This window comes from Arthrobacter sp. 01T428, assembly GCF_056398685.1.
The window spans coordinates 82,733-106,318 of record NZ_JBFTPW010000014.1 but is presented as its reverse complement, the minus strand read 5'-3'; the positions used below and the strand labels follow the sequence as shown (position 1 = coordinate 106,318).

Below are 23,586 nucleotides of genomic sequence, written 5' to 3'. Positions count from 1 at the left end.
CTAGTTCCCCGGTCCGGCTTCCTGGGCCAGCTGGAGGAAACGGGCTGCCAGCTCGGCGCCGCCGTCGGGATCCCTGGCAACCAAAAGCAAGGTGTCGTCGCCTGCGATCGTACCCAATACCGACGGCATCACCGAGTGGTCGATGGCCAAGGCGAGGAAGTTCGCGGCACCCGGTGGCGTCCGCAGCACCACGATATTGCCCGACGCCTCGGCGGTCACCAACAGCTCACCGCAAAGGCGCGACAGGCGAGCGTCCAGGATTTCCTGGGTGACACCGCTTTTCGCATTGCGGTCGCCACCCTCGCCGGGCACTGCGTAGACCAGCGCGCCGTCCTTGCCGCGCACGCGGACCGCCCCAAGTTCCACGAGGTCCCGGGAGAGTGTCGCCTGCGTGACCTGCACGCCGTCGTCCGCCAGCAGTGCCGCGAGCTCGGCCTGCGAGCGCACGGACTCGCCCGTCAGGATCGCGGTGATCCGCGCTTGCCGGGCAGTCTTGGTGGCAGGGCTGGCACCTTGCGACGCAGGATGGGTGGACACTAGAACGTGCTCTCCCCGGTGCCCTCAACGGGGGAAAGGCCGTCGACGAATGCGAGTCCCGACTTGTGCATCAGCCACGCCATGAGCGCTTTCTGGGCGTGCAAGCGGTTCTCGGCTTCGTCCCAGACGATGGACTGGGGCCCGTCGATGACGCCGGCGGAAATTTCATAGCCTCGGTACGCAGGCAGGCAGTGGAGCACGACGGCGTCCGGTGCGGCGTGTTCCATGGCCGCCTCGTCCACGGAGTACTCGCGGAAGAGCTGCATCCGGGCTTCTTTTTCGGCTTCCTGGCCCATGGACACCCACGTGTCGGTGGCGACGACGTCGGCGTCGTTCAGGGCTTCCTTGGCGTCGGTGGTGATGAGCACGGAACCGCCGGTCTCGGCAGCGCGCTCCTCCGCTGCCGCCACGATCTCGGCCGCGGGCAGGTAGCCTTCCGGGCCCGAGATCCTGACGTGCATGCCCGCCGTGACGCCTGCCAAGAGATACGAGTTGGCCATGTTGTTCGCAGCGTCGCCCAGGTAGGCCATGGTGAGGCCCTTGAGTTCGCCCTTGTGCTCCTTGACTGCCAGGAGGTCCGCGAGCAACTGGCAGGGGTGGTAGTCATCGCACAGGGCATTGATGACGGGAACCTTGGAGTTTTCGGCCATTGCTACGAGGCCGGAGTGCGCGGACGTACGCCAGACGATGGTGGAGACCATGCGTTCGAGGACCTTTGCGGTGTCCTCCACGGATTCCTTGTGGCCGATCTGCGCCTCGCCCGGATTGATGATGAGCGCGTTCCCGCCCATGTCCGCGATTCCGGTAGCGAAGGACACACGGGTCCGGGTGGAGGTCTTGTCGAAGATGACAGCGACGGTCTTGCGCCCATTGCCGGCAGCTGCGAACGGCTGGACGCTGTACGGAGCGGCCTTCATTCGAACGGCGAGCTCAAGCACTTCGGCTTGCTCGGCCGGTGTGAGGTCCGTGTCCTTGAGGAAATGACGTGTGGTGTTCACTGTGCGTCCTTAGCGGTCAGGGGTGCAGCGTTCTGGGCTGCCGCCGCCTGGATAATGCCGGGCAGCGCGTCGAGGAAACGGTCGGCCTGCTCGGTGGTCAGGATGAGCGGCGGAGCCAGCCGGATGGTGCGCGGGCCCGGGCTGTTGATGATGAAGCCCGCGTCGAGGGCGGCAGTCACCATGGCAGGCGCAATGTCGGCGTCAAGGTCGAAACCGATCAGGAGGCCTTCGCCCCGCACTTCGGTGACTGCGTCGACGTCGGACAGTCCGGCCCGCAAGCGGGCGCCGACGCTAAGAACGTTCGCCAGCACGCCCTGGCTTTCGATGGCATGCAAGGTGGCGAGGGCGGCGGCAGTTGCCACCGGGTTCCCGCCGAAGGTGGTGCCGTGCTGGCCGGCGGTCAGGAGCGACGACGTCGGCTCCCCGAAGGTGATGAGCGCGCCGACCGGGAAGCCGCCGCCCAGGCCCTTGGCGAGGGTCACGGCGTCGGGCACGATTCCGGCGTCTTCGCTGGCCAGCCACTTGCCGGTGCGCCCGATGCCGGTCTGGACCTCGTCCAGGATCAGCAGCGCGCCGGCGGCGGTGGTGGCTTCGCGGGCAGCCCGCAGGTACTCGACGCTGAGCGGGCGGACGCCCGCTTCGCCCTGGATGGGCTCAAGGAACACGGCCGCTGTGCTTTCGTCGACGGCGGCACGGAGCGCCTCGATGTCGCCGAACGGGATGTGGACCACGCCTCCGGGCAACGGCTCGAACGGCGCCCGGTAGGCTTCCTTGGCGGTCAGGGCCAGGGCGCCCATGGTGCGGCCATGGAAGGCACCTTCCAGGGCGATGATCTTGGTGCGCGTGGCAGAACTGTTGCGCCGAGCCAGCTTGAACGCGGCCTCGTTGGCCTCGGTGCCGGAGTTGGCGAAGAACACCTTGGAGCCGGCAGGAGCCTTGGTGATGGCCAGGAGCTTCTCGGCGAGCGCGATCTGCGTGGGGCTCGTGAAGAAATTGGAGACGTGCCCCAGCGTGGCCAGCTGGCTGGAGATGACAGAGGTGACGAACGGGTGGGCATGGCCCAGCGCGTTCACGGCAATCCCGCCGAGGAGGTCCAGGTATTCCTTGCCGTCGGCGTCCCACACGAGGGCTCCCGCGCCACGGACCAGGACCCGCTGCGGGGTGCCGAAGACGCCCATGAGCGAAGAAGAGTAACGGGCAAGCCAGTCGCTTCCCGTGCTCTGGGAAACGAGCGTGGTTGCGGCGGCCTCCGCAGCGCCGGTCGGGCTCAAACCAACAGTTTCGTTCATGCGTTCACTTCCTCGTCGGGGACAACTTGGGTTCCGATGCCCGCGGTCGTAAAGGTTTCCAGGAGCATGGAGTGCGGCAGGCGGCCATCCACGATGTGCGCCCGCTCGACTCCTTCATCGATGGCCTTCAGGCAGGCCGTCATTTTCGGGATCATGCCGGACTCCAGGCGCGGCAGCATCTCCCGCAATTCCGTGGCCGTCAGCGAGGAAATGAGCGAGGACTTGTCCGGCCAGTTGGCGTAGAGGCCCTCGACGTCGGTCAGGATGACGAGCTTGGATGCGCCCAGTGCCGAGGCAACCGCCGCTGCTGCCGTGTCCGCGTTGACGTTAAGCACTTGTCCGGTAGTGGAGCCGGTGCCATCCCCTTCGTCAAGGATCTCGGGGGCGACCGTCGAAATCACCGGGATGCGGCCGGCGTCGAGGATGTCCTCGATACCCCTGGGATCAACGCCCACCACTTCGCCCACCAAGCCGAGGTCCACTTCCTCGCCGTCCACCACGGTGCCGGTGCGCACGGCACGCAGGAGTCCGCCGTCTTCACCGGACATCCCGACCGCATAGGGTCCGTGGGAGTTGATGAGGCCCACGAGCTCGCGGCCCACTTGTCCGGTAAGCACCATACGGACCACGTCCATGGCCTCGGGAGTGGTGACGCGCAGGCCGCCCTTGAATTCGGATTCGATACCCAGGCGGCCAAGCATCGAGTTGATCTGCGGGCCTCCCCCGTGCACGACGACCGGGTGGATACCCACGTGGTGCAGGAAGACGATATCCTCGGCGAAGGCGCGTCGGAGTTCCTCGTTGACCATGGCGTTGCCGCCGTACTTGATCACCATGGTGGTACCGGCGAAGCGTTGGATCCACGGCAGTGCCTCGATCAGCGTCGCGGCCTTGTCCTGGGCATCGCTCATGGAGGTATTTTCGCGGGTGTGCGCAGTCATGGTCATCCCGTCTAGCTCGAGTAGGCGCTGTTCTCGTGCACGTACTCGTGCGTGAGGTCGTTGGTCCAGATGGTGGCCTCGGCGTCGCCGGCCTGCAGGTCGATTTCCACGAGCACCTCGCGGGGCTCGAGATCCACCAGGTTTCGGTCGTCGCCGATGCTGCCGTTGCGGCAGATCTGGATGCCGTTCATGGAGACGTTGAGCTGGTCCGGTTCGAAGACGGCGTCCGTGGTGCCCACCGAGGACAGGACGCGGCCCCAGTTGGGGTCCTTGCCGAAGATGGCGGTCTTGAAGAGGTTGGAGCGGGCCACTGAACGGCTGACGATTTCGGCGTCGCGCTCGCTCGCCGCGTTGAATGTGCGGATGGCGATGTCGTGGCTGGCACCTTCTGCGTCGCCGATCAACTTGCGGGCAAGCTCGGCACACACCTGGGTGATTCCTGCGCCAAGCTGCTCGGCGGACGGGATGGCCTCGGAGGCCCCGGAGGCCAACAGGACGACCGTGTCGTTGGTGGACATGCAGCCGTCCGAGTCGGTGCGGTCGAAGGTGACGCGCGTGGCGTCGCGGAGGACGACGTCGAGCTCTTCCGCCGGGACCTGGGCATCAGTGGTGAGCACCACGAGCATGGTTGCGAGGCCTGGCGCCAGCATGCCGGCGCCCTTCGCGATGCCCCCGACGGTGAACGAGTTGCCTTCGGAGTCGGTGCCGCTGAAGACTGCTTCCTTCGCCACGCTGTCCGTGGTCATGATCGCCGTAGCGGCGGCAGGACCGCCGTTCTCGGAGAGTTCCGCGAACGCCGCTTCGATGCCCGGGATGATCTTGTCCATAGGCAGCTGCTCACCGATCAGTCCGGTGGAGCAGACCACGACGTCGGAGGCGGAGATCCCGAGCACGGCCGCCACTTTCTCTGCGGTTGCGTGCGTATTTTGGAATCCCAGTGGACCCGTGCAGGCGTTGGCGCCGCCGGAATTCAGCACCACTGCGTCAACGCGCCCGTCGGAGAGGACCTGGCGTGACCAGTGCACGGGCGCCGCGGCCACGCGATTCGAGGTGAAAACGGCTGCCGCGGCTTTCAGGGGGCCGTCGTTGACAACCAGGGCAAGGTCCGGATTCCCGGACGCCTTGATGCCGGCTTTGACACCTGCGGCCCGGAATCCCTGGGGGGCGGTGATGGTCACGGGGCAACTCCTTGGACGTTGAGGCCGGCGGATTCGTCCAGGCCGAGGGCAATATTCATGGACTGCACGGCGCCGCCGGCGGTCCCTTTGGTCAGGTTATCGATGGCGCACGTGACAACCACGCGGCCGGAATGCTCGTCGAAGGCCAACTGCATGACTGCGTGGTTGGAACCCTGCACCGATTTAGTGGTGGGCCACTGCCCTTCGGGCAACAGGTGGACGAACGGTTCGTCGTCGTAGGCTTCGGCCCAGGCACTGCGCAGTTCGGCGGCCGTGACCCCGGCCTTGACCTTTGCTGTCGCCGTGCTCAGGATGCCGCGGCTCATGGGCGCGAGGGTGGGAGTGAAGGACACGGTGACTGGTTCACCGGCCGCGTTGGAAAGTCCTTGTTCGATCTCGGGGGTGTGGCGGTGTCCGCCGCCCACGCCATAAGGACTCATGGACCCCATGACCTCGGAACCGATGAGGTTCACCTTGGCTGCCTTGCCGGCACCCGAGGTGCCGGAAGCAGACACAATCACGACGTCGTCCGGCTGGAGAAGCTTGTTGGCGAAGCCGGGCGTGAGGGCGAGAAGGGCCGACGTCGGGTAGCAACCGGGCACCGCAATCCGCTTCGCCCCCTTGAGTGCGTCGCGCTGGCCGGGAAGCTCCGGAAGCCCGTAGGGCCAGGTCCCTGCGTGGGCGGAGCCGTAGAACTTTTCCCACGCCGCGGGGTCTTCGAGCCGGTGGTCAGCGCCGGCGTCGATCACCAGTGTGCCTTCGGGCAGCTGCGCCGCGATCTCAGCCGAGGCTCCGTGCGGGAGGGCCAGGAACACGACGTCGTGGCCAGCGAGGTTTTCCACGCTGGTGTCCTCGAGAATCCGGCTGGCCAAACCGTGGAGATGCGGCTGCAACTCCCCTAGTCTGGAACCGGCATTGCTGTGCGCGGTGATGGCGCCGATGGTGACGTCCGGATGGCCCGCCAGGAGGCGCAGCACCTCTCCCCCGGCATAGCCGCTGGCACCGGAGACGGCAACAGAAATAGTCATGGCACGACTATACAGCAAAACTATTCATGGTTGCCGATATTTATGCACGACCTTTTTAGGGCTTTCTGTAGCAGCCCGGCTCGGGGCGCCGATTTGGGAGCGTATGCTGAATAGAGGGTGATCTAGACCGTGCAGCCGATCGTCGGTTGCAGCGTTGCCCGTTATGTATTACGGGGCAACTGCATATGTCACAGACCTCCACCACTGAACGTCCTAGCAAGGTCGTCCGGCCACCCAACGCCGTCGTGCTCAGCTATTCCGAGCTTCTCAAGACGGTCCGCGCGGAGGGGCTTTTGAAGCGCCGCGTCGGCTTTTATATCAGCGTTTTCGCTTCCCTGGTCCTCCTGCTGACCGGCACCTGGTTCGGCTTCGCGCTGATCGGCCCCAGCTGGTACCAGCTACTCATCGCCGCAGCCCTGGGCATCCTTTGTACCCAGTTGAGCTTCCTGGCACATGAGGCCGGCCACCGCCAGATTTTTGCCTCCCGCAGGGCCAACGACTGGTCCGCGCGTATCCTGGCCACGTCGGTTGCCGGCATCAGTTACTCCTGGTGGGAACAGAAGCACGGCGCGCACCACAACAGCCCGAACGTTATTTCCAAGGACCCGGACATCAAGACCGGCGCCCTGGCCTTCCACGTTGAAGCCGCTGCCGGCAGGCAGGGACGCTTCGCGTTCCTCACGCGCAGGCAGGGCTGGTTCTTCTTCCCGCTCCTCCTCCTGCTGGGCATCAGCCTGCAGTGGGAGTCCTTGATGTACATCTGCCGGCCCGGAGCCATCAAGCACCGCTGGGTGGAGACGCCCATCCTCCTGGCACGGCTTCTCGCCCTGCCGGTCCTCGCCTTTACCTTCCTGCCGCTTGGCATGGCATTTGCCTTCCTGGGCGTCCAGATCATGGTGTTCGGCTTCTACATGGGTGCTTCCTTCGCCCCGAACCATAAGGGCATGCCGGTTCTGCCGGAAGACTCCCGCGTCGATTTCCTGCGTCGCCAGATCCTGACTGCCAGGAACATCTCCGGCGGCCCCTTCATGAACATCCTCCTAGGCGGCCTCAACCACCAGGCCGAACACCACCTGTTCCCGGACATGGCCCGCCCCCACTTGCGCCGTGCCTCGGAGATCGTCCGAAGCTACTGCGAAAAGCACTCGATTGCCTACACCGAAACCACGTTGATGCAGTCATACGCCATCGTCGTGCGCTACCTCAATGAGGTCGGACTCGCCGCGGGCCGCGGCTTTGACTGCCCCGTCGCTTCCGCGCACGGCAGGGGCTGACACGCCCGGAAGTCATCCGGACACATTACGGCGAACCACCGCCCCGAGCCGCTGACTGGACACTCGACGGACTCCGCTCCCTAGGATGGTTGTGTGAATGCGGGCACGAAAGTGCCTCGACGGAGAAGGAGACCCATGACGCACGCAATCATTGCCCGGAAAGCCGGAGGACCCGAAGTCCTCGAACTCACCGAGGCAGAGGTCCCGGTTCCGGGTCCGCGCCAACTCCTTGTCAAAGTTGCAGCCGCCGGAGTGAACTTCATCGACACATATCAGCGCAGCGGCATCTACAAGGTTGAGTATCCATTCACCCCCGGCTCCGAGTCGGCAGGCACCGTAGTTGCCATCGGCGCGGACGTGGTGGATTTCACCGTCGGCGACAGGATCGCTACCGCTGAAGGATCCCGCAGCTACGCGGAGTACACCCTGGTGGACGCCGACAAAGCGCTTCCGGTACCGGACGGCGTCGACGACCACACCGCGGCAGCCCTGCCGCTGCAAGGAATGACCGCGCATTACCTGATCAACTCGTCTTTCCGCGTAGAGCCGGGCCACACCGTCCTGACCCATGCCGGCGCCGGCGGCGTGGGACTCATCCTGACGCAGTTGCTCAAGGCCCGGGGTGCCCGCGTCATCACCACAGTCTCGTCGGACGAGAAGGAAGCCCTGGCCCGGGAAGCCGGCGCGGACGAGGTCCTGCGCTACAGCGGATTTGCGGACAAGGTCCGCGAGCTCACCGACGGCGAAGGCGTCAACGTGGTGTACGACGGCGTCGGCAAGGAGACTTTCGACGGATCCCTCGCGAGCCTTCGCATCCGCGGCGCACTCGTCTTGTTCGGGGCAGCGTCCGGACCCGTGCCCCCGTTCGACCCGCAGCGACTGAACGCAGGCGGATCGTTGTCCCTGACACGCCCGACGCTTGGCCATTTCCTCCAAAACCCGCAGGAACGGCACTGGCGTTCGGCCGAAGTCTTCCGCGCTGCCGCCAGCGGCGCCCTCAAAGTCCGGGTTGGCGGAACCTACCCGCTCGCCGAGGCCGCCCAGGCCCATCGCGACCTGGAAGCGCGCAACACCACAGGCAAACTACTGTTGGTCCCATAAATCGAGGCAAATGCCACGCGGCCGCTGACACTTTTTGTTCACCTCAATCCGAGAAACTTGGGAACGTGACCCAGGAACATGAAATCCCGGCGGACAGCCTGGAACTCAAAGTCGTGCATCTCCCCCAGCTGCAAGGCTCGGCAGCCGCCCCTCCAGCGCGCACACTCGTCGAGATCCTCCAGGACACGGCCCGGACATTCCCGGAAGCGTCTGCCCTCGATGACGGGCACAAGTCGCTGAGTTACTCCGAACTCATGGCTCAGGTGCGCGGTTTTGCGGCGACGCTCAACGCAGCCGGACTGGGGCCGGGAGACAAGATCGGCGTGCGGGTCCCTTCCGGATCCAACGATCTGTACATTGCCATCCTGGCGATCCTCTCGATTGCGGCCGCCTACGTGCCCGTGGACGCGGACGATCCCGAGGAACGGGCACGGCTGGTTTTCGGAGAAGCCAAGGTATCTGCCGTTGTCACCAAGGGCCGCAAGATCGAAGTGTCCGGGGAGCGCCCGGCACCGCACCCGGCTCCGCGCACCCCAGGGCTGGACGACGATTCGTGGGTCATCTTCACCTCAGGTTCCACCGGCACGCCCAAGGGCGTGGCGGTGCAGCACCGTTCCTCCGCTGCCTTTGTTGACGCCGAAGCCCGGATCTTCCTCCAGGAGGATCCGATCGGTCCGCAGGACCGGGTCCTCGCCGGCCTTTCAGTGGCCTTCGACGCGTCCTGCGAAGAGATGTGGCTTGCATGGCGGCACGGTGCCTGCCTGGTCCCGGCACCGCGCGCCCTCGTGCGTTCCGGCATGGACCTCGGCCCATGGCTCATCAACCACGGCATCACAGTGGTGTCCACCGTTCCGACGCTCGCGGCCCTGTGGCCGGCCGAAGCCCTTGAGAACGTGCGCCTGCTTATTTTCGGCGGCGAGGCCTGCCCGCCCGAACTCGCCGAGCGCCTCGCGGTGGAAGGCCGCGAAGTGTGGAACACCTACGGCCCCACCGAAGCGACCGTCGTGGCGTGCGCGGCTCCCCTCGGCGGGGACGGCCCCGTCCGTATCGGACTGCCGCTGGACGGCTGGGACCTCGCCGTCGTCGACGCCGCAGGGGTTCCGGTGGCGGAAGGCGGGACGGGCGAACTGATCATCGGCGGCGTCGGACTGGCCCGCTACCTGGATCCGGCCAAGGACGCCGAAAAGTACGCCCCCATGCCATCCCTTGGATGGGAACGGGCGTATCGCTCGGGCGACCTCGTCCGCTACGAGGAAGCCGGCCTCATCTTCCAAGGCCGCGCGGACGAACAGGTCAAGCTTGGCGGCAGGCGCATCGAACTCGGCGAGATCGACGCCGCCCTGCAGGCCCTCCCGGGAGTCGCCGGTGCCGCGGCCGCAGTCCGCACGACGGCGGCGGGGAACCAGATACTGGTCGGCTACCTGGCTCCAGCCGGACCTGAGGACATCGACCTCGCAGCTTCCCGCGAGCTCCTGACGGAAAGCCTGCCCGCCGCGCTGATCCCCCTGCTGACGGTCGTGGATTCGCTTCCAACGAAGACCAGCGGCAAAGTAGACCGGCATTCCCTTCCGTGGCCGTTGGCGGGCGCAGGCGCCGCGGATGCCGACAAGGCACCACTCAACCTTTCCGAAGACGCCCAATGGGTGGTTGAGCAATGGGAAAGCGTCCTCGGCTCGAGCGTCACCTCGCTCGACGCCGACTTCTTCGCCTACGGTGGCGGCTCCCTCGCCGCCGCCCAACTGGTCTCGGCGCTGCGCGTGCGCTATCCCACCATCACGGTGGCCGAAATCTACGCGACACCCCGCGTCGGCGCCCTGGTCGACGCCGCGCGGCAGTCTTTGCCCGAAGGCGGCATACAGGGGCCGGCGGCGAAACGCACGGTTCGCCCCACCTCCCGGAAATCGCAGGTCTTCCAGACCCTGATGGGGATCTTCCTCAACATCCTGGTTGGCATGCGCTGGCTCACGTATCTCATGGCCGCGAACCATTTGCTGGCCGACCTCGCCGGTTTCACAGCCGCTCCCGTGGTGTCCTGGTGGTGGATCCTGGCGTCTTGGCTGGTGTTCGTGAGCCCGCCCGGACGCATGGGCATCTCGATCCTGGCCGCGCGAACCCTCTTGCGTGGGGTCCAACCCGGAACCTACCCGCGATCGGGCAAAGTCCACTTGAAGCTGTGGCTGGCCGAACAGATCCAGGACCTTTCGAGCGCCATCAGCCTTGCCAGCGCTCCGTGGGTTCCCTACTACGCCAGGGCACTGGGGGCGAAGATAGGGAACAACGTCCATTTGCACTCCCTTCCTCCCGTCACAGGACTGCTGTCGTTGGGCAGCGGCTGCAACATCGAACCCGAAGTGGATCTCTCCGCCTGGTGGATCGACGGTGACTTTGTCCACATCGGCGCCATCCATGTAGGTGCCGGTGCCACAGTCGGCTCCCGCAGCACGCTGATGCCAGGAACCAGCATCGGCGCGGGCGCGCGGGTGGAGCCCGGTTCCGCGGTGTTTGGCAAGGTCAAGGCCGGGCACCTCGTTGCCGGATCCCCCGCCGAACGCCGTGGCAAAGCCAAGAATGGATGGCCCGAGACCCCCTCGTCGCACCACCTGATCGGCCGGCTCTGGTTTGCGGCGTTCGCTGCCGCCTCGGCGCTGCTCGCCTTGATTCCGTACATTTCGGCATTCGTCGCCGCGATCGTCATCCTGGTCTTCATCCAAGGCCGGAGCTCGCTGCAGGATGCCTTCCCTGAACTCCTGCTTGCCATTCCCCTGGCTGCACTCGCCTGGTTCCTGTGCAATCTCCTGCTGATCCTGGCGACTACCCGGATGCTCGGCGTCGGTCTCAAGGAGGGATACTATCGCGTCCGCAGCCGCGTCGGTTGGCAGGTTTGGGCCACTGAACGGGTCTTGGACATGGCCCGGGATCTGCTCTTCCCCATCTACGCCAGCCTCTTCACGCCCGTGTGGCTGCGCCTGCTGGGCGCCAAAGTAGGCCGCAATGTGGAGGCTTCCACGGTGCTGCTGCTGCCACGCATGACGACCATCGGCGACGGCGCGTTCCTCGCCGACGACACCATGGTGGCCTCCTACGAGCTCGGCGGCGGCTGGATGAAGATCGGACCGGCCAAGATCGGCAAACGCTCGTTCCTCGGCAACTCCGGCATGACCGCCGCAGGACGCAGCGTGCCCAAGAACTCACTCGTCGCGGTCCTGTCGGCCACGCCGGCCAAGGCCAAATCGGGCACCTCCTGGCTGGGCAGTCCGCCCGTCAGGCTGCGCCGGACCGCCGTCAACGCAGATCTGAGCCTCACCTTCAACCCGCCGCTGGCCCTCAAGACCAAACGGGCCCTGTGGGAACTATGCCGGCTGGTGCCGGTCATCCTGACCGTGGGGATCGCCGTCGGCATCATGCTGGCCCTCGACTGGATCGCCACCGAGACCTCCTACTGGCTTGCCGCCGTCCTCGGGGGCGTCGTGGTCCTCGCGGCCGGCGCGGTGGCCGCGGCAAGTTCGGTCGCCGCGAAATGGATACTGGTGGGGCGCATCAAAGAGGGCGAGCACCCCCTGTGGAGCTCATTCATCTGGCGCAACGAAGTGGTGGACACCTTCATCGAGATGGTCAGTGCTCCATGGTTCGCACGTTCGGCATCCGGCACGCCTGCGTTGGTGTGGTGGCTCCGTGCCCTCGGCGCGAAAATCGGCCGGGGTACCTGGTGCGAGAGCTACTGGCTCCCCGAAGCCGACCTCGTCACGCTCGGCGAAAGCTCCACGGTCAACCGTGGCTGCGTGGTCCAGACACACCTCTTCCATGACCGCATCATGAGCATCGATACGGTGGTCCTCGGGGATGGCGCCACGATGGGTCCGCACGGCGTCATCCTGCCGCGCGCAAGTATCGGGGCCGGCGGAACGGTGGGACCGGCGTCGCTGGTTATGCGTGGCGAGACGGTTCCCGCGGGCACATACTGGATGGGCAACCCGGTCAGCCCGTGGTCCGGACCGTAGCGTAGATTGGCAAGAGGGCGTGAAATACCGGCCCGTGACACGACCGCAGCACAACAAGCTACACGGAGGCAGCCAGCGCACATGAGCCGCAGCGAACCCGGAACAACCCAAGCGCAGGAAACAACCGCAACTGCCGCCGATCCCTACACCCTGCACCACGGGAGCACGGCATTCCAGGTGCTGAGGTACGAGCTGGACCTGGACTATAGCCTGGGCAGCAACCGGCTCAACGGCCGCGCCATGCTCCGTTGCATAACCCTCGAAGACACGGACTCCGTAGTCTTGGACCTGGTGGGCCTGAGGGCTTCCAAAATCCTGGTTGACGGCAAGAAAGTGCCGAAGTTCAGCCCGCGCGGCGAGCACCTCGTGATCACCGTCAAAGACCGCTTGCGGGCAGGCCAGCACTTCACGGTTGAACTCCGCTACGACGGCAACCCGAAGCCGCGCCGGGGCCTGTGGGGCGAAGTCGGGTGGGAAGAGCTCGAGGACGGCGTGCTGGTTGCCGGGCAGCCGAACGGCGCCGCGTCCTGGTTCCCGTGCAACGACCATCCGCGGCACAAGTCCAGCTACTTGATCAGCATCACCACCGACGACAACTACCGGGCCATCTGCAACGGCCGCCTCGTCTCCCACAGCAGGAAATCAAGCCGCGAAACCTGGGTCTACGAACAAGCCGAGCCGATGGCAAGCTATCTCGCCACGGTGCAAATCGGACGCTACCGGGTTCACCAGCTCAGCCCCGCCCTCGACGGCGTCCGCGCCGGGACTGCCCATCACGCCGAAGCCCTGCGGCAGGCTCCGGTGCCCCAGTTCGTCGCGGTCTCCCCCGGTTTATTGACCGAGGCCCGTGAAGGCCTGGCACGGCAGGCCGACATGATGCGCACCTTTGTGGAGTGTTTCGGTCCGTATCCCTTTGCCGAATACACGGCCGTGGTGACCGAGGACGAACTGGAAATCCCGCTTGAGGCCCAGACGCTCTCGATCTTCGGCCGGAACCACATGGAGCAATCGTGGGACGCGCAGCGCCTCATCGCCCACGAGCTGTCCCATCAGTGGTTCGGCAACTCGCTCACGGTGAGCAGCTGGAGGGACATCTGGCTGCACGAGGGCTTCGCCTGCTACGCGGAGTGGATCTGGTCCGAGGAAGCCGGCGTCATGTCCCTCGCCAACCGCGCAAAGACGGCGTGGCGCAAGCTCGACATGGGCGCCCAGGACCTGGTGATCGGGGACCCCGGGCCGGAGCACATGTTCGATGACCGCGTCTACAAGCGCGGAGCCCTTGCCCTCCATGCCGTCCGTCGTGCATGCGGAGACGCTGCGTTTTTCGGGTTGCTGCGGCATTGGACCGAGGCCAAGCGCCACAGCTCGGTCTCCACGGAGGAATTCATCGCTGCGGCCAACGCCTACGTCCCGGGACTCGACGCGGCCAGTGTCCTGGAACCGTGGCTGTACCAAGCAGACCTGCCCGCTTTCAGCTGACCCTGGAATTCAGCTAAGCCAAGGACTCAGCGGGACGTTGCCGCGAGCGCGGCGAGGAGTCCGGCCGGAAGATCCCGGCCGTCAGCGCTGGCCGGGAGCTCCAGATCCCACAGCCCCGGCCGTTCAAGCACCTCGAGGGAATCCGGCGCCACCCTGAGCCCTTCGCCTGTCATCTTCAACCAGGCTTCCTTGCGCGCCCACAATCGTGCCCGCTCTTGGGCCCGACGTCCGGGTTCCAGCGCGGCGAGATGGCGCCGCTCCCGTGCGGTCAGGGCAACGTCGTCGAAGCCGACGAACTCCGTGCCCGCCGCATTTTCCAGGTCGACGCCCACCCGCAGCCCGGGCCCGGGATACGCGACGGCGGCAAACAGCACCCAGCCCGACGACCGTGAGGCGCTGAGCGCCAGGGGTGCGGGGCCGCCGTCGAGCACGTATCCGGGCCGGCCATGCGCGATGTCCGGACCAGAACCGCAGTCCGGGCACTCATAGGCCGCCTTGAGCTTCGAGGCGGGAACACCCAGAAGGGTGGCGGCGAAGTCTTGCTGCGCCAGCCTGGATGCCAGGAACTCCAGGCGCAGGGTCGCAGCCATGGCGTCTCCCCTTAGGGTTTCGGCCGGAGACAGCAATTCCGCCGCTATCTTTTCGATGGCGGCGGAATCGGCAAGATCCAGGGACTGGATGTGAACAGCCAGCCCCTGGATGCCCGGGTTGATACTCGTCAGCGCTGGACTGCTCCGAACCGCTCTGCGGCGACGGCGACGGCGGCCTCGCGTGCCTCCGAGGCCTCGTCGGCGGTCAAGGTGCGGTCCGTGGCACGGAACCGCAGCCCGAAGGCTAGCGATTTCTTGCCGTCTTCGATCCCTTGGCCTGCGTAGACATCGAACAGGGCAACGTCTTCGAGGAGGTCGCCGGCGCCTTCCCGCAGGGCAGCCAGTACGGCGTCCGCCGGAACGTCCTGCGGCACCACGAGGGCAACGTCCTGCGTGGCGACCGGGAAGCCCGAGATGTGCTTGGCAACAATGACGTCCGGAGCAGCATCGAACAGTGCGTCCGCGTTGAGCTCAAGGGCCACGGAGCGCGCCGGCATGTCATGTGCTGCGAGCAGCTTGGGGTGCAATTCGCCCGCGTAGCCCACGACGTCGCCCGAGCGAAGCGCCAACTGGGCGGCACGGCCCGGGTGGAACGCCTGGTGGCTGCCTTGGCTGACCACGAGTTCCACGCCGAGGACGTCGCCGACGAGCCGCGCAACGTCCAGGGCGTCAGCCCAGTCCCAGGCACGCGGGGTGTGGGCCGCGGCTGCCGGGGAATCATGGCCGGTCAAAACAGCGGCGATGTGCAGCGGCTGGTCCGGGACGCCGTCGTACAGTCCATCAAGGACCTCGTCGGTTGGCTTGACTCCCAGCGGCGGGATGGATGCCGTGCCCAGCTGACCGTCGGGGAGGAACACCGAGCCTGCCTCGAAGAGGGCGAGGTCCCGGAAACCGCGGGAGTGGTTGCGGCGGGCCACCTCGATCAGGCCGGGAAGCACGGAGGTACGCAGGTAACCGTGTTCCTCGCTGATCGGGTTGGCCAATTTGAGGGCGGTGCGTGCCGCGCCCTCTTCCGCCACGCCGAAGGTGTCGTTGGCCGACTTGGAGACGAACGGGTAAGAGAGGACCTCGGTGAGCCCGGCGTCGGCGAGGGCCTGGACCACGCGGCGCTTTTGCTGCTGGGTCCGGGTCAGGCCGCGCCCTGGAGGTGCCACGGGAAGGGTCGCCGGGATGTTGTCGTAGCCCACCAGCCTCGCGATTTCCTCGGAAAGGTCTTCCTTGGTTTCCAGGTCATTGCGCCAACTCGGTGCCGTGATCACATAGGAGCCGCCCACTTCGTCCTTCAGGACGATGGCGCCCAGGTCCTTGAGGGAACCCGTGATCTGTTCTTCCGTGAAGTCGATGCCGATCCGGGAGGCCGCGTAGCCGGCAGGCAGCTCGATGGTCACGGCGTCAGGTGCCGTCCCGACGTCGGTACCGGCTTCGTCCGCCGTCCCGCCGGCGAGTTCCACCAGGAGGTCCACGACGCGCTGGGCGGCAACGTTGGCAACCTGCCAATCCACTCCGCGTTCGAAGCGCTTGGACGCCTCTGACGGCAGCTTGTGCCTGCGGCGCGAGCGCCCGATCGAGACCTCGTCGAAGTGCGCGGCCTCGACCAGGACGTTGGTGGTCGAATCGGAAACCTCGGTATTGGCTCCGCCCATGACGCCCGCGATGCCGATCGCGCCGGAGTCGTCGGTGATCAGGAGGTCTTCGACGTCGAGCGAACGCACTTTGTCGTCGAGGGTGGTGATCTTCTCCCCCGCGACGGCGCGGCGGACCACGATATCGCCCGAAAGCTTGTCGAGGTCGTAGCAGTGGTTCGGCTGGCCGAGTTCGAGCATCACGTAGTTGGAGATGTCCACAGGCAGCGAAATGGAGCGGATGCCGGCCAAGCGCAGCCGGGAGACCATCCACGGCGGGGTGGGGCGGGTGGCGTCCACGCCGCGAACCGTGCGGGCCACGAAGCGGTCGCAACCGGGCTTCCCGTAGATGGGGGCGTCGTCGTTGAGCTTGACGCCGTAGCCGCCGGAGAGCGCGGCGGGGGCATTGACCTTGGCAGCCGGGTCCGTGAAGACGGTTCCGGTGGCGTGGGCGTACTCGCGGGCCACGCCGCGGATCGAGAACGCGTAGCCGCGGTCCGGAGTGACATTGATTTCGGCGGCTTCGTCGTAGAGGCCAAGGAGGGACATGGCGTCGGTGCCGATTTCGGGATCCAGGCCGATGCGGGAAAGCACCAGGATGCCGTCGTGGTCCTCGCCGATGCCGAGTTCACGGACGGAGGCGATCATGCCCGCGGACAGGTGCCCGTAGGTCTTGCGCGCGGAAATGTGGAAGTCACCCGGGAGCACAGCTCCCGGGAGGGTCACTACAACCTTGTCTCCCTCGACGAAGTTGTGGGCACCGCAAATGATGCCCTGCACGCCGGAGGGATCGATGCCCTTGCCGGTCAGGGTCTGCTCCTGGCCTTCGGGGACCACGCGGACCTGGCACCAGTTGATGGTCTTGCCGTTGCTCTGCGGTTCCTTGACGAGGCTCAGGACCTGGCCCACCACGATGGGACCCTTGAGTTCGTCCGTGGGGCGGTGGACAGCTTCTTCTTCAAAGCCGACCTTGACCAGTTCCGCCATGACGTCTTCGGCCGTGGCGTCGGCCGGAACCTGCGCGAATTCACGCAGCCATGAAAGTGGGATACGCACTGTTAGATCTCCATCCCGAAGTGCTCGCTGAAACGTACATCGCCTTCGATCATGTCGCGCATGTCGCCGACCTCGTTGCGGAACATGAGCGTGCGCTCGATGCCCATGCCGAAGGCAAAACCTGAATACTCGTCCGGGTCGATGCCGGCAGCGCGCAGGACGTTGGGATTGACCATGCCGCAGCCGCCCCATTCGATCCAGCGGGGGCCGCCCTTGGCACCGGGGTGCCAAATGTCCAACTCCGCGGACGGCTCGGTGAACGGGAAGTAGTTGGGACGCAGGCGGATCTGTGCCTCGTCACCGAACATCTGGCGGGCGAAGTGCTCCAAGGTGCCGCGCAGGTCGGCCATGCTCAGCTTCTTGTCAATGGCCAGGCCCTCGAACTGGTGGAACACGGGTGTGTGCGTGGCATCGAGTTCATCGGTGCGGAATACCTTGCCCGGGCACAGCACATAGATGGGTACTTCGCGCTCCAACATGGACCGGACCTGTACCGGGGACGTGTGCGTGCGCATGAGCAGGTGCGCCTCGGGAGGTTCCACGAAGAAGGTGTCCTGCATTTCGCGCGCCGGGTGGTCCGGCTTGAAGTTGAGGGCGTCGAAGTTGAACCACTCGGACTCGACCTCCGGTCCTTCGGCGATTTCCCAGCCCATGCCGACGAAGATGTCCGCCACGCGGTCCTGCAGCGTGGAGAGCGGGTGGCGGGCACCGGCGCGGCGCCGCCGCGGCGCTGCCGTGACATCGACGGTTTCCTCGACAAGGATGCGGGCGTCGTTTTCGGCTTCGAGCACAGCGGTCCGTGCTGCGAGCGCCTGGTTGACGCGGCCACGGGAGGAACCCATGAGCTTGCCTGCGGCGGCCTTCTGCTCCTTGGGCAGGCCGCCGATTTCACGGTTGGCAAGGCTCAAGGGCGATTTCTCGCCGGCGTGCGCCAAGCGGACGGCTTTGAGTTCTTCGAGGGAGGATGCAGCGGCAATCGCGGCGACGGCTTCCTCAACGGCAGCGGTGATGGCGGCTTCATCCAGAGGGTTCGGGATGGCAGCGCCCGGCAAAGTGTCAGTCATCTACTGTTCTTAGCTACGAGTCGGAAATGGTCTTCACCAGGCAGGGCCATGGCAAAAGCAGGAGCGATGCTCGCTGGACGCGTCCGGCGGGCACTAACAACCAGTCTAGTAGAAGGGTCCCGCGGGGATTTAACCCGTGACCCTGCCTCATCGATTCATCGGCGCGCCCGGGGCTAGCATGGCCTCATGACACCGGTCCGCACCATCACTGTCACCGGAGAGGGAACCGCGGAAGCCGTTCCCGACCTGCTCACCCTCACGCTCGCCGTCGAGGTCAGGCGCGACGCCGCCGAAGCGGCCTATGGCGATGCGGGAGCGATCGTCTCGGCGGTGACCGACGCGTTACGAGGGCACGGCGTGGCCGGTCCCGACTTGCGGACCAGCGGCCTCAATCTTCGCGCCGACCTTGTGTGGGCTGAGAACCAGGGGCAAAAGGTCAGCGGTTATGTTGCGTCAACCACCCTGGTTGCCAGGGTCGGCCCGCCGTCGGCGGCCCCCGCGGCCATCTCCGCCGCGGTGGCGGCGGGCGGCGACAACCTTCGCATCCACAGATCGAACAGGGATTCACGGATGCCTCGGCCGTTGCGGCACGGGCACAGGAGGCTGCCTGGCGGGAGGCCGAAGCGAAGGCGGCCCGCTTCGCCGCGCTTGCCGGCGGCCGTTTGGGGCACGTCCTCTCCATCGATCAGCGGCCGGAGCATGGATCACCGGTGCCTATGATGGCCGGTATGCAGCGTGCTTCAACGAGCGAAGGCGTGCCCATCGAAGCGGGCTCAGTGGCGGTTTCCGCGAGCGTGGCGGTGCAGTGGGAGCTGGATTCGCCCGCGCCGGCCTAGTGAACGGCGCCGGCCTAGTGAACCGCCCCTGCGGACAGCTTGGTGTCCACCGGAGTCTCAAGCGAAGCGCGAACGACGACGGCGATCCCCCGCCCCATGTCCCGCGTCGCCATCCCGGGCGTCGCACTACCCTGCGGAAGTAGGGCTTCGTCATAGGGAACGTGGATGAAGCCGCCCCGCGCGCGGGGCGGAACGGCTCCGGCGAGTTCGTGCATCAGGGCATAGAACACGTGGTTGCACACGTAGGTCCCGGCAGTCTGCGAGACCTCGGCACGGATTCCGGCGATCTGGAGCGCCCGGAGCGCGGACTTCACCGGGAGTGTGCTGAAGTACGCCGCGGGACCTTCGGGGACTACCGGCTCGTCGATGGGCCTGTTTCCGGCGTTGTCCGGAATCCTGGCGTCATCGCAGTTGATGGCCACGCGTTCCAAGGAGAGCCGGTCCCGGCCGCCGGCGAGCCCCACGCAGATGACCAGATCCGGGCGCAGCCTCTCCACGGCCTCGCGCAGGACCGCGGCGGATTCACCGAAAACGCACGGCAGTTCGAGCGCTTCCACGTCATGGCCTTCGGAGCGCAAGATCTCCTGTGCTTCGAGGACGGCAGCCCACGAGGGATTGCTGGAATCGCCGCCAAAAGGCTCGAATCCCGTCAGCAGAATCATGCATCCACCCTAGCAACGGCTGAGCGATTTCCAGGTGGCTCGTTCGATCCTTCATGGGCCTTCGTTCGGGGCCTTCTTTCAACCGGCCTTGACAAGTGTTCGAACATATATTCGAATGGAGGCCATGAGATGGGACGCACAGGCACTTTCACCACAACGTGGTCCGGCACCCGGAGACAACAGCAGCAGCGGTCCGTCCGGAGCCGCCCCAGCAACGGACGCACTGCTGCCGCTGGCCGGGCTTGTGCGTTCCGTCTCAACCCCCGAATTCTCCGGAGTCACCTTTCATGAGGTCACCGCCAAATCGGTGCTCAACAAGGTGGCATCCGGTTCCCAGATGCCCTTCGAATGGACGGTCAACCCGTACCGCGGATGCAGCCATGCCTGTGTCTACTGTTTTGCGCGCAAGAGCCACACCTATCTGGAGTTCGACGCCGGACACGATTTCGATTCCCAGGTGATCGTGAAGATCAACGCGGCAGAGGTCTTGCGCAAGGAACTGTCCAAGCCTTCGTGGGGCCACCATCATGTGGCCCTCGGCACCAACACGGATCCGTATCAGCGGGCAGAAGGCCGCTACCAGCTGATGCCTGGGATCATCCGGGCCCTGGCCGATTCCGGTACTCCGTTCTCCATCCTCACCAAGGGAACCCTCCTGGGCCGCGACATCCCCCTCCTCAAGCACGCCGCCAGCCACGTGCCGGTGGACCTGGGCATCTCCCTGGCCATGACTGACGAAGCCCTGGCCTCGGCAGTGGAGCCCGGCACGCCCGCGCCGCGCGCCAGGCTCAAGCTCATCCGGCGGCTGCGCGAGGCCGGGCTGCCGTGCGGTGTCATGGCCATGCCCATCCTGCCGTGGCTGACGGACAGCGATGATGCACTGGAGTCGCTCTTTACGGCACTCTCCGGGGCCGGCGCCACTGGCGTCACGGCCGGGGCGTTGTACCTGAAGCCGGGCACGCGGGAATGGTTCATGCAATGGCTGGCGGCCAACCACCCCGAGCTCGTTGGCAAGTACCGGCGCCTCTATGGCCAAGGCTCGTATGCCTCGAAGGAATACAGGACCTGGCTAAGCGGCCGTATCAACTACTTCAAGGCCCGTCACGGTTTCTCCGGGAGCAGCGGTTTCAGCCACAGGAACGCGACGGCGGGCAAGGAGACGCCCGCTTCACTTCCACCTGCTTCCTTTCCAACAACGGGCCAGTCCGCGCTTTTCTAGTTGAGCAGGCCGGAGGCCACCCGTTCCAGCAGTGCACGGACAATCGGCAGGTCGGCAGGAATCCACGGCAAGGTCAACGCCTCGTCGCCATTGCCAAGCGGAACCCACCGGAGTTCATCGTGGTCCTGGAGCGGACGCGGCTCGCCGTCGAGCAGTTCGGCGAACCATACCCTCATGACGGCGCGCTCGTTCAGCGGCCAAGCGGCGCCCGCGTCAGGCTCCACCTCAGACCCGAGCCGGACAGTGATCCCGAGTTCCTCGAGCAACTCGCGGTGCAGCGCGTCTTCGAAGGATTCCCCGGCCTCCAGCTTGCCGCCCGGGAACTCCCACATTCCCGCGAATTGCGGTGGGGCGCTGCGCCTCGCGGCGAGCAGCCGTTTCGGATTTTCAAGGGAATCGACGACGGCGGCGCCCGCCACGCTTATCAGTCCAGTCACCGCAACAGTCTATTGGCCCTCAGGTCATCGCCCCCGCTATGGAAGTTGTCACATTCAGGGCTATTCACCGAGGACTCGAACTAAGCTTGAAAGTCGGCTTTATTCCCTCCGAGTTGCATCCCGCTCGCCCCAAGAAACAGGACGATGACCACTACTGATGTCACCAAGACCTCCCAAATGACCCGAAGCCGTCACGTGGCGCTGGCGATCTTCGCCCTTGCCATGGGTGGATTTGCCATCGGGACAACGGAGTTCACCATGATGGGCTTGCTCAAGGAGATCGAGCAGGGACTCCACATCAGCACTCCCGAGGCCGGGAACCTGATTTCGGCCTACGCCTTGGGTGTCGTGGTGGGGGCGCCCATCTTCGCGGCACTTGGTGCCCGGCTCCCCCGCAAGCAACTTGCCCTGGGGCTCATGCTGTTCCTGTCGATAGCGAACCTGACGTCCTTCATCGCACCGGACTACGGAACCATGGTGATCACGAGGTTTGCCTCGGGACTGCCCCATGGCGCCTTCTTCGGAATCGCCGCGGTCATCGCCGCGAGCCTGGTTGCTCCCACCAAGCGCGGCTGGGCGATTTCGATGGTCATGGGCGGACTGACCGTCTCCAAAGTCATCGGTGTTCCCGCGGCGACGTGGCTCGGCCAGACTTTCGGGTGGCGCCTTCTCTTCGTGGTGGTGGGCATCATCGGCCTGGCCACGAGTGTGTTGCTCTGGAAGTTCGTCCCCTTTGAGCCAGCCCACCCGGAGGCAAGCATCCGCCGGGAACTTGGTGCCCTCAAACGCATCCAGGTGTGGTTGGCATTGCTGATCGGAATCATCGGTTTTGGCGGCTTCTTCGCCACCTACACGTACATCTCCCACACCATGACGTCCGTGGCCGGCATCCCGGAGGCGCTGATACCCCTCGTGGTGGCCCTGTACGGACTGGGCATGGTGGCAGGCAACATCCTGGGCGGCCGCATCGCCGATAAGTCGGTCATGGGAACCATCTACCGGGTGCTGCCCCTCATCGCCTTGGCGCTGGTGGCCTACGCGGTCGCGGCCCACTGGGCGTGGTCGGCGTTCGTCATGGTCTTCATCGTGGGCGGCATCGGCTCCATGCTCATCCCGCCCTTGCAAACGCGCCTGCTCGACGCTTCGCCGGACGCGCCGTCCTTGGCCTCTTCGCTCAACCACTCCGCGCTCAACATCGCCAACGCCCTTGGCGCATTCCTCGGCGGGGTGGTCATCGCCTGGGGCTGGGGATACGTTGCCCCTGCCCTCGTCGGGGCCGTCCTGGCGATCCTGGGGCTCGGCGTCGCGGGCATCAGCGGCTGGTTGGAACGCAAGAAGCCGCTGGCTGCCTAGACCTGGACACGCTCTACGTCGGGCTCGAGGTAGATGACCCGGGCGATCGGTACCGCGGTGCGGATCCTGAGTTCGGCGGCGTCGATCGCTGTCGCAATCGCCTGCCCCGTATCTGCCGCGCCCACGCTGATCTTCGCAGCGACCAGCAACTCTTCCGGGCCCAAATGCATGGTCTTGAGGTGGATAATGCGCGTGCCATCCGACTCAATGGCTTCCGTGATCCGCGCATTGTCCTCTTTGGTGGCAGATTCGCCGAGCAGCAAGGACTTGGTTTCCACCGCGAGCACCACGGCGATTCCCACAAGGAGCAGGCCGATCATTCCGGTGCCCGCGGCGTCCCACAAGCCGTTGCCCGTGATGAGGGTCAGGCTCACGCCGAACAGCGCGAAAACGAGGCCCAGAAGGGCTCCGAAATCCTCCAGGAGGATCACGGGCAGTTCCGGTTGCTTGGCGTTGCGGATGAACTTGATCCAGCTTTGTTTGCCGCGCAAGGGATTGGATTCGTGGATGGCGGTCCGGAACGAGAAGGATTCCGCCACAATAGCGCCGAGCAGCACGGCCAGGGGTACCCACCAGAAATCGCCTTCAATGGCATGGGGGTGCTGGAACTTCTCCCAGGATTCATAGAGCGCAAAGAGTCCGCCAACACTGAACAGCACGATCGAGACGATGAAGGCGTAAATGTAGCGCTCACGGCCATAGCCGAACGGGTGCTCGGGACTCGCTGCGCGCTGTGCCCGCTTCCCGCCAAGCAGCAGGAGCAACTGGTTGCCGGAGTCGGCGACGGAGTGGATTGCCTCGGCCAACATGGACGACGACATCGTCAGGACGAATGCGACGAACTTGAGCACAGCGATCGCCAGGTTGGCACTCAATGCCGCCACGATTGCCTTGGTATCGCCATTTGCAGCCACGGAGGCTCCA

At 65.7% G+C, this 23,586-nt stretch carries 19 protein-coding genes and 1 pseudogene; 8 read left to right on the top strand and 12 right to left on the bottom strand.

Annotated elements, in window-relative coordinates; genetic code table 11:
- The 6 genes from AC1DJB_RS15880 to argC are packed head-to-tail and all read right to left on the bottom strand — an operon-like array spanning position 1 to position 5,971.
- Entirely contained in the window at positions 1-537 is a 537-nt protein-coding gene (locus AC1DJB_RS15880) for an arginine repressor (RefSeq protein WP_284989299.1), read from the bottom strand.
- Entirely contained in the window at positions 537-1,535 is a 999-nt protein-coding gene (argF, locus tag AC1DJB_RS15875) for an ornithine carbamoyltransferase (protein WP_284989300.1), read from the bottom strand. Before argF ends, AC1DJB_RS15880 begins: the two co-directional genes overlap by 1 nt.
- Entirely contained in the window at positions 1,532-2,824 is a 1,293-nt protein-coding gene (locus AC1DJB_RS15870) for an acetylornithine transaminase (RefSeq protein WP_284989301.1), read from the bottom strand. The genes argF and AC1DJB_RS15870 overlap by 4 nt, the downstream gene beginning before the upstream one ends.
- On the bottom strand, positions 2,821-3,765 hold the full coding sequence (argB, locus tag AC1DJB_RS15865; RefSeq protein ID WP_059387787.1) for an acetylglutamate kinase: 945 nt from the start codon (positions 3,763-3,765) through the stop codon (positions 2,821-2,823). Before argB ends, AC1DJB_RS15870 begins: the two co-directional genes overlap by 4 nt.
- Before the next feature lie 11 nt (positions 3,766-3,776).
- On the bottom strand, positions 3,777-4,943 hold the full coding sequence (gene argJ, locus AC1DJB_RS15860) for a bifunctional glutamate N-acetyltransferase/amino-acid acetyltransferase ArgJ (RefSeq protein WP_441433237.1): 1,167 nt from the start codon (positions 4,941-4,943) through the stop codon (positions 3,777-3,779).
- Complete coding sequence (gene argC / locus AC1DJB_RS15855) at positions 4,940-5,971, bottom strand: N-acetyl-gamma-glutamyl-phosphate reductase (RefSeq protein WP_306962901.1); 1,032 nt, start codon at positions 5,969-5,971, stop codon at positions 4,940-4,942. The genes argJ and argC overlap by 4 nt, the downstream gene beginning before the upstream one ends.
- Before the next feature lie 185 nt (positions 5,972-6,156).
- On the opposite strand from argC, the gene AC1DJB_RS15850 reads away from it, so the two are divergent.
- The 4 genes from AC1DJB_RS15850 (at position 6,157) to AC1DJB_RS15835 (ending at position 13,823) form a co-directional block, all read left to right on the top strand.
- Positions 6,157-7,245, top strand: a complete 1,089-nt coding sequence (locus tag AC1DJB_RS15850; RefSeq protein ID WP_059387786.1) for a fatty acid desaturase family protein — start codon at positions 6,157-6,159, stop codon at positions 7,243-7,245.
- Positions 7,246-7,380: 135 nt separating this feature from the next.
- Positions 7,381-8,346 (top strand): quinone oxidoreductase family protein, encoded by a 966-nt coding sequence (locus AC1DJB_RS15845; RefSeq protein WP_332603240.1) that lies wholly within the window; start codon positions 7,381-7,383, stop codon positions 8,344-8,346.
- Positions 8,347-8,411: 65 nt separating this feature from the next.
- A complete protein-coding gene (locus tag AC1DJB_RS15840) occupies positions 8,412-12,344 on the top strand; it encodes a Pls/PosA family non-ribosomal peptide synthetase (RefSeq protein WP_441433236.1) in 3,933 nt (1,310 codons plus the stop codon).
- Between the two features lie 81 nt (positions 12,345-12,425).
- Positions 12,426-13,823 carry a M1 family metallopeptidase gene (locus AC1DJB_RS15835; RefSeq protein ID WP_306962892.1) on the top strand — a complete coding sequence of 466 codons (1,398 nt, stop codon included), beginning with the start codon at positions 12,426-12,428 and terminating at the stop codon, positions 13,821-13,823.
- Between the two features lie 26 nt (positions 13,824-13,849).
- Here AC1DJB_RS15835 and AC1DJB_RS15830 read toward each other — a convergent pair whose 3' ends face one another.
- The 3 genes from AC1DJB_RS15830 to pheS form a co-directional block, all read right to left on the bottom strand.
- Entirely contained in the window at positions 13,850-14,413 is a 564-nt protein-coding gene (locus tag AC1DJB_RS15830) for a 4'-phosphopantetheinyl transferase family protein (protein WP_306962889.1), read from the bottom strand.
- Positions 14,414-14,541: 128 nt separating this feature from the next.
- Complete coding sequence (pheT, locus tag AC1DJB_RS15825) at positions 14,542-17,091, bottom strand: phenylalanine--tRNA ligase subunit beta (protein ID WP_476910574.1); 2,550 nt, start codon at positions 17,089-17,091, stop codon at positions 14,542-14,544.
- 2 nt (positions 17,092-17,093) lie between these two features.
- Entirely contained in the window at positions 17,094-18,155 is a 1,062-nt protein-coding gene (gene pheS / locus AC1DJB_RS15820) for a phenylalanine--tRNA ligase subunit alpha (RefSeq protein WP_441433235.1), read from the bottom strand.
- A 186-nt stretch (positions 18,156-18,341) separates the two neighbouring features.
- Between pheS and AC1DJB_RS15815 the strand changes: the two are divergent.
- A pseudogene (locus tag AC1DJB_RS15815) lies at positions 18,342-18,635 on the top strand (SIMPL domain-containing protein); the annotation flags it as partial.
- Positions 18,636-18,706: 71 nt separating this feature from the next.
- Complete coding sequence (locus AC1DJB_RS15810; RefSeq protein ID WP_441433245.1) at positions 18,707-18,991, top strand: SIMPL domain-containing protein; 285 nt, start codon at positions 18,707-18,709, stop codon at positions 18,989-18,991.
- Between the two features lie 14 nt (positions 18,992-19,005).
- Here the strand turns inward: AC1DJB_RS15810 and pcp are convergent, their stop codons facing one another.
- Entirely contained in the window at positions 19,006-19,653 is a 648-nt protein-coding gene (gene pcp / locus AC1DJB_RS15805; RefSeq protein ID WP_441433234.1) for a pyroglutamyl-peptidase I, read from the bottom strand.
- Between the two features lie 124 nt (positions 19,654-19,777).
- On the opposite strand from pcp, the gene AC1DJB_RS15800 reads away from it, so the two are divergent.
- Entirely contained in the window at positions 19,778-20,872 is a 1,095-nt protein-coding gene (locus AC1DJB_RS15800) for an Rv2578c family radical SAM protein (protein ID WP_441433233.1), read from the top strand.
- Here the strand turns inward: AC1DJB_RS15800 and AC1DJB_RS15795 are convergent.
- The gene (locus AC1DJB_RS15795; protein WP_059387790.1) at positions 20,869-21,309 is read right to left on the bottom strand and encodes a (deoxy)nucleoside triphosphate pyrophosphohydrolase; all 441 of its coding nucleotides are present in this window, start codon (positions 21,307-21,309) and stop codon (positions 20,869-20,871) included. The two genes, AC1DJB_RS15800 and AC1DJB_RS15795, sit on opposite strands and share 4 nt — an antisense overlap.
- A 144-nt stretch (positions 21,310-21,453) precedes the next feature.
- Here AC1DJB_RS15795 and AC1DJB_RS15790 point away from each other — a divergent pair, with 144 nt between their 5' ends.
- A complete protein-coding gene (locus AC1DJB_RS15790; protein ID WP_476910573.1) occupies positions 21,454-22,662 on the top strand; it encodes an MFS transporter in 1,209 nt (402 codons plus the stop codon).
- On the opposite strand, the gene AC1DJB_RS15785 is transcribed toward AC1DJB_RS15790, so the two are convergent.
- The gene (locus AC1DJB_RS15785; RefSeq protein ID WP_476910572.1) at positions 22,659-23,576 is read right to left on the bottom strand and encodes a cation diffusion facilitator family transporter; all 918 of its coding nucleotides are present in this window, start codon (positions 23,574-23,576) and stop codon (positions 22,659-22,661) included. The genes AC1DJB_RS15790 and AC1DJB_RS15785 overlap by 4 nt on opposite strands.
- Between the last annotated feature and the right edge of the window lie 10 nt (positions 23,577-23,586).

Bases quoted from the DNA above. Each gene is read 5' to 3' on its own strand.
- AC1DJB_RS15870 (WP_284989301.1), bottom strand. From the start codon at position 2,824: ATGAACGAAACTGTTGGTTTGAGCCCGACCGGCGCTGCGGAGGCCGCC.
- argB (WP_059387787.1), bottom strand. From the start codon at position 3,765: ATGACTGCGCACACCCGCGAAAATACCTCCATGAGCGATGCCCAGGAC.
- argC (WP_306962901.1), bottom strand. From the start codon at position 5,971: ATGACTATTTCTGTTGCCGTCTCCGGTGCCAGCGGCTATGCCGGGGGA.
- AC1DJB_RS15850 (WP_059387786.1), top strand. From the start codon at position 6,157: ATGTCACAGACCTCCACCACTGAACGTCCTAGCAAGGTCGTCCGGCCA.
- AC1DJB_RS15845 (WP_332603240.1), top strand. From the start codon at position 7,381: ATGACGCACGCAATCATTGCCCGGAAAGCCGGAGGACCCGAAGTCCTC.
- AC1DJB_RS15835 (WP_306962892.1), top strand. From the start codon at position 12,426: ATGAGCCGCAGCGAACCCGGAACAACCCAAGCGCAGGAAACAACCGCA.
- AC1DJB_RS15830 (WP_306962889.1), bottom strand. From the start codon at position 14,413: ATGGCTGCGACCCTGCGCCTGGAGTTCCTGGCATCCAGGCTGGCGCAG.
- pheS (WP_441433235.1), bottom strand. From the start codon at position 18,155: ATGACTGACACTTTGCCGGGCGCTGCCATCCCGAACCCTCTGGATGAA.
- pcp (WP_441433234.1), bottom strand. From the start codon at position 19,653: ATGATTCTGCTGACGGGATTCGAGCCTTTTGGCGGCGATTCCAGCAAT.
- AC1DJB_RS15800 (WP_441433233.1), top strand. From the start codon at position 19,778: ATGAGATGGGACGCACAGGCACTTTCACCACAACGTGGTCCGGCACCC.
- AC1DJB_RS15790 (WP_476910573.1), top strand. From the start codon at position 21,454: ATGACCACTACTGATGTCACCAAGACCTCCCAAATGACCCGAAGCCGT.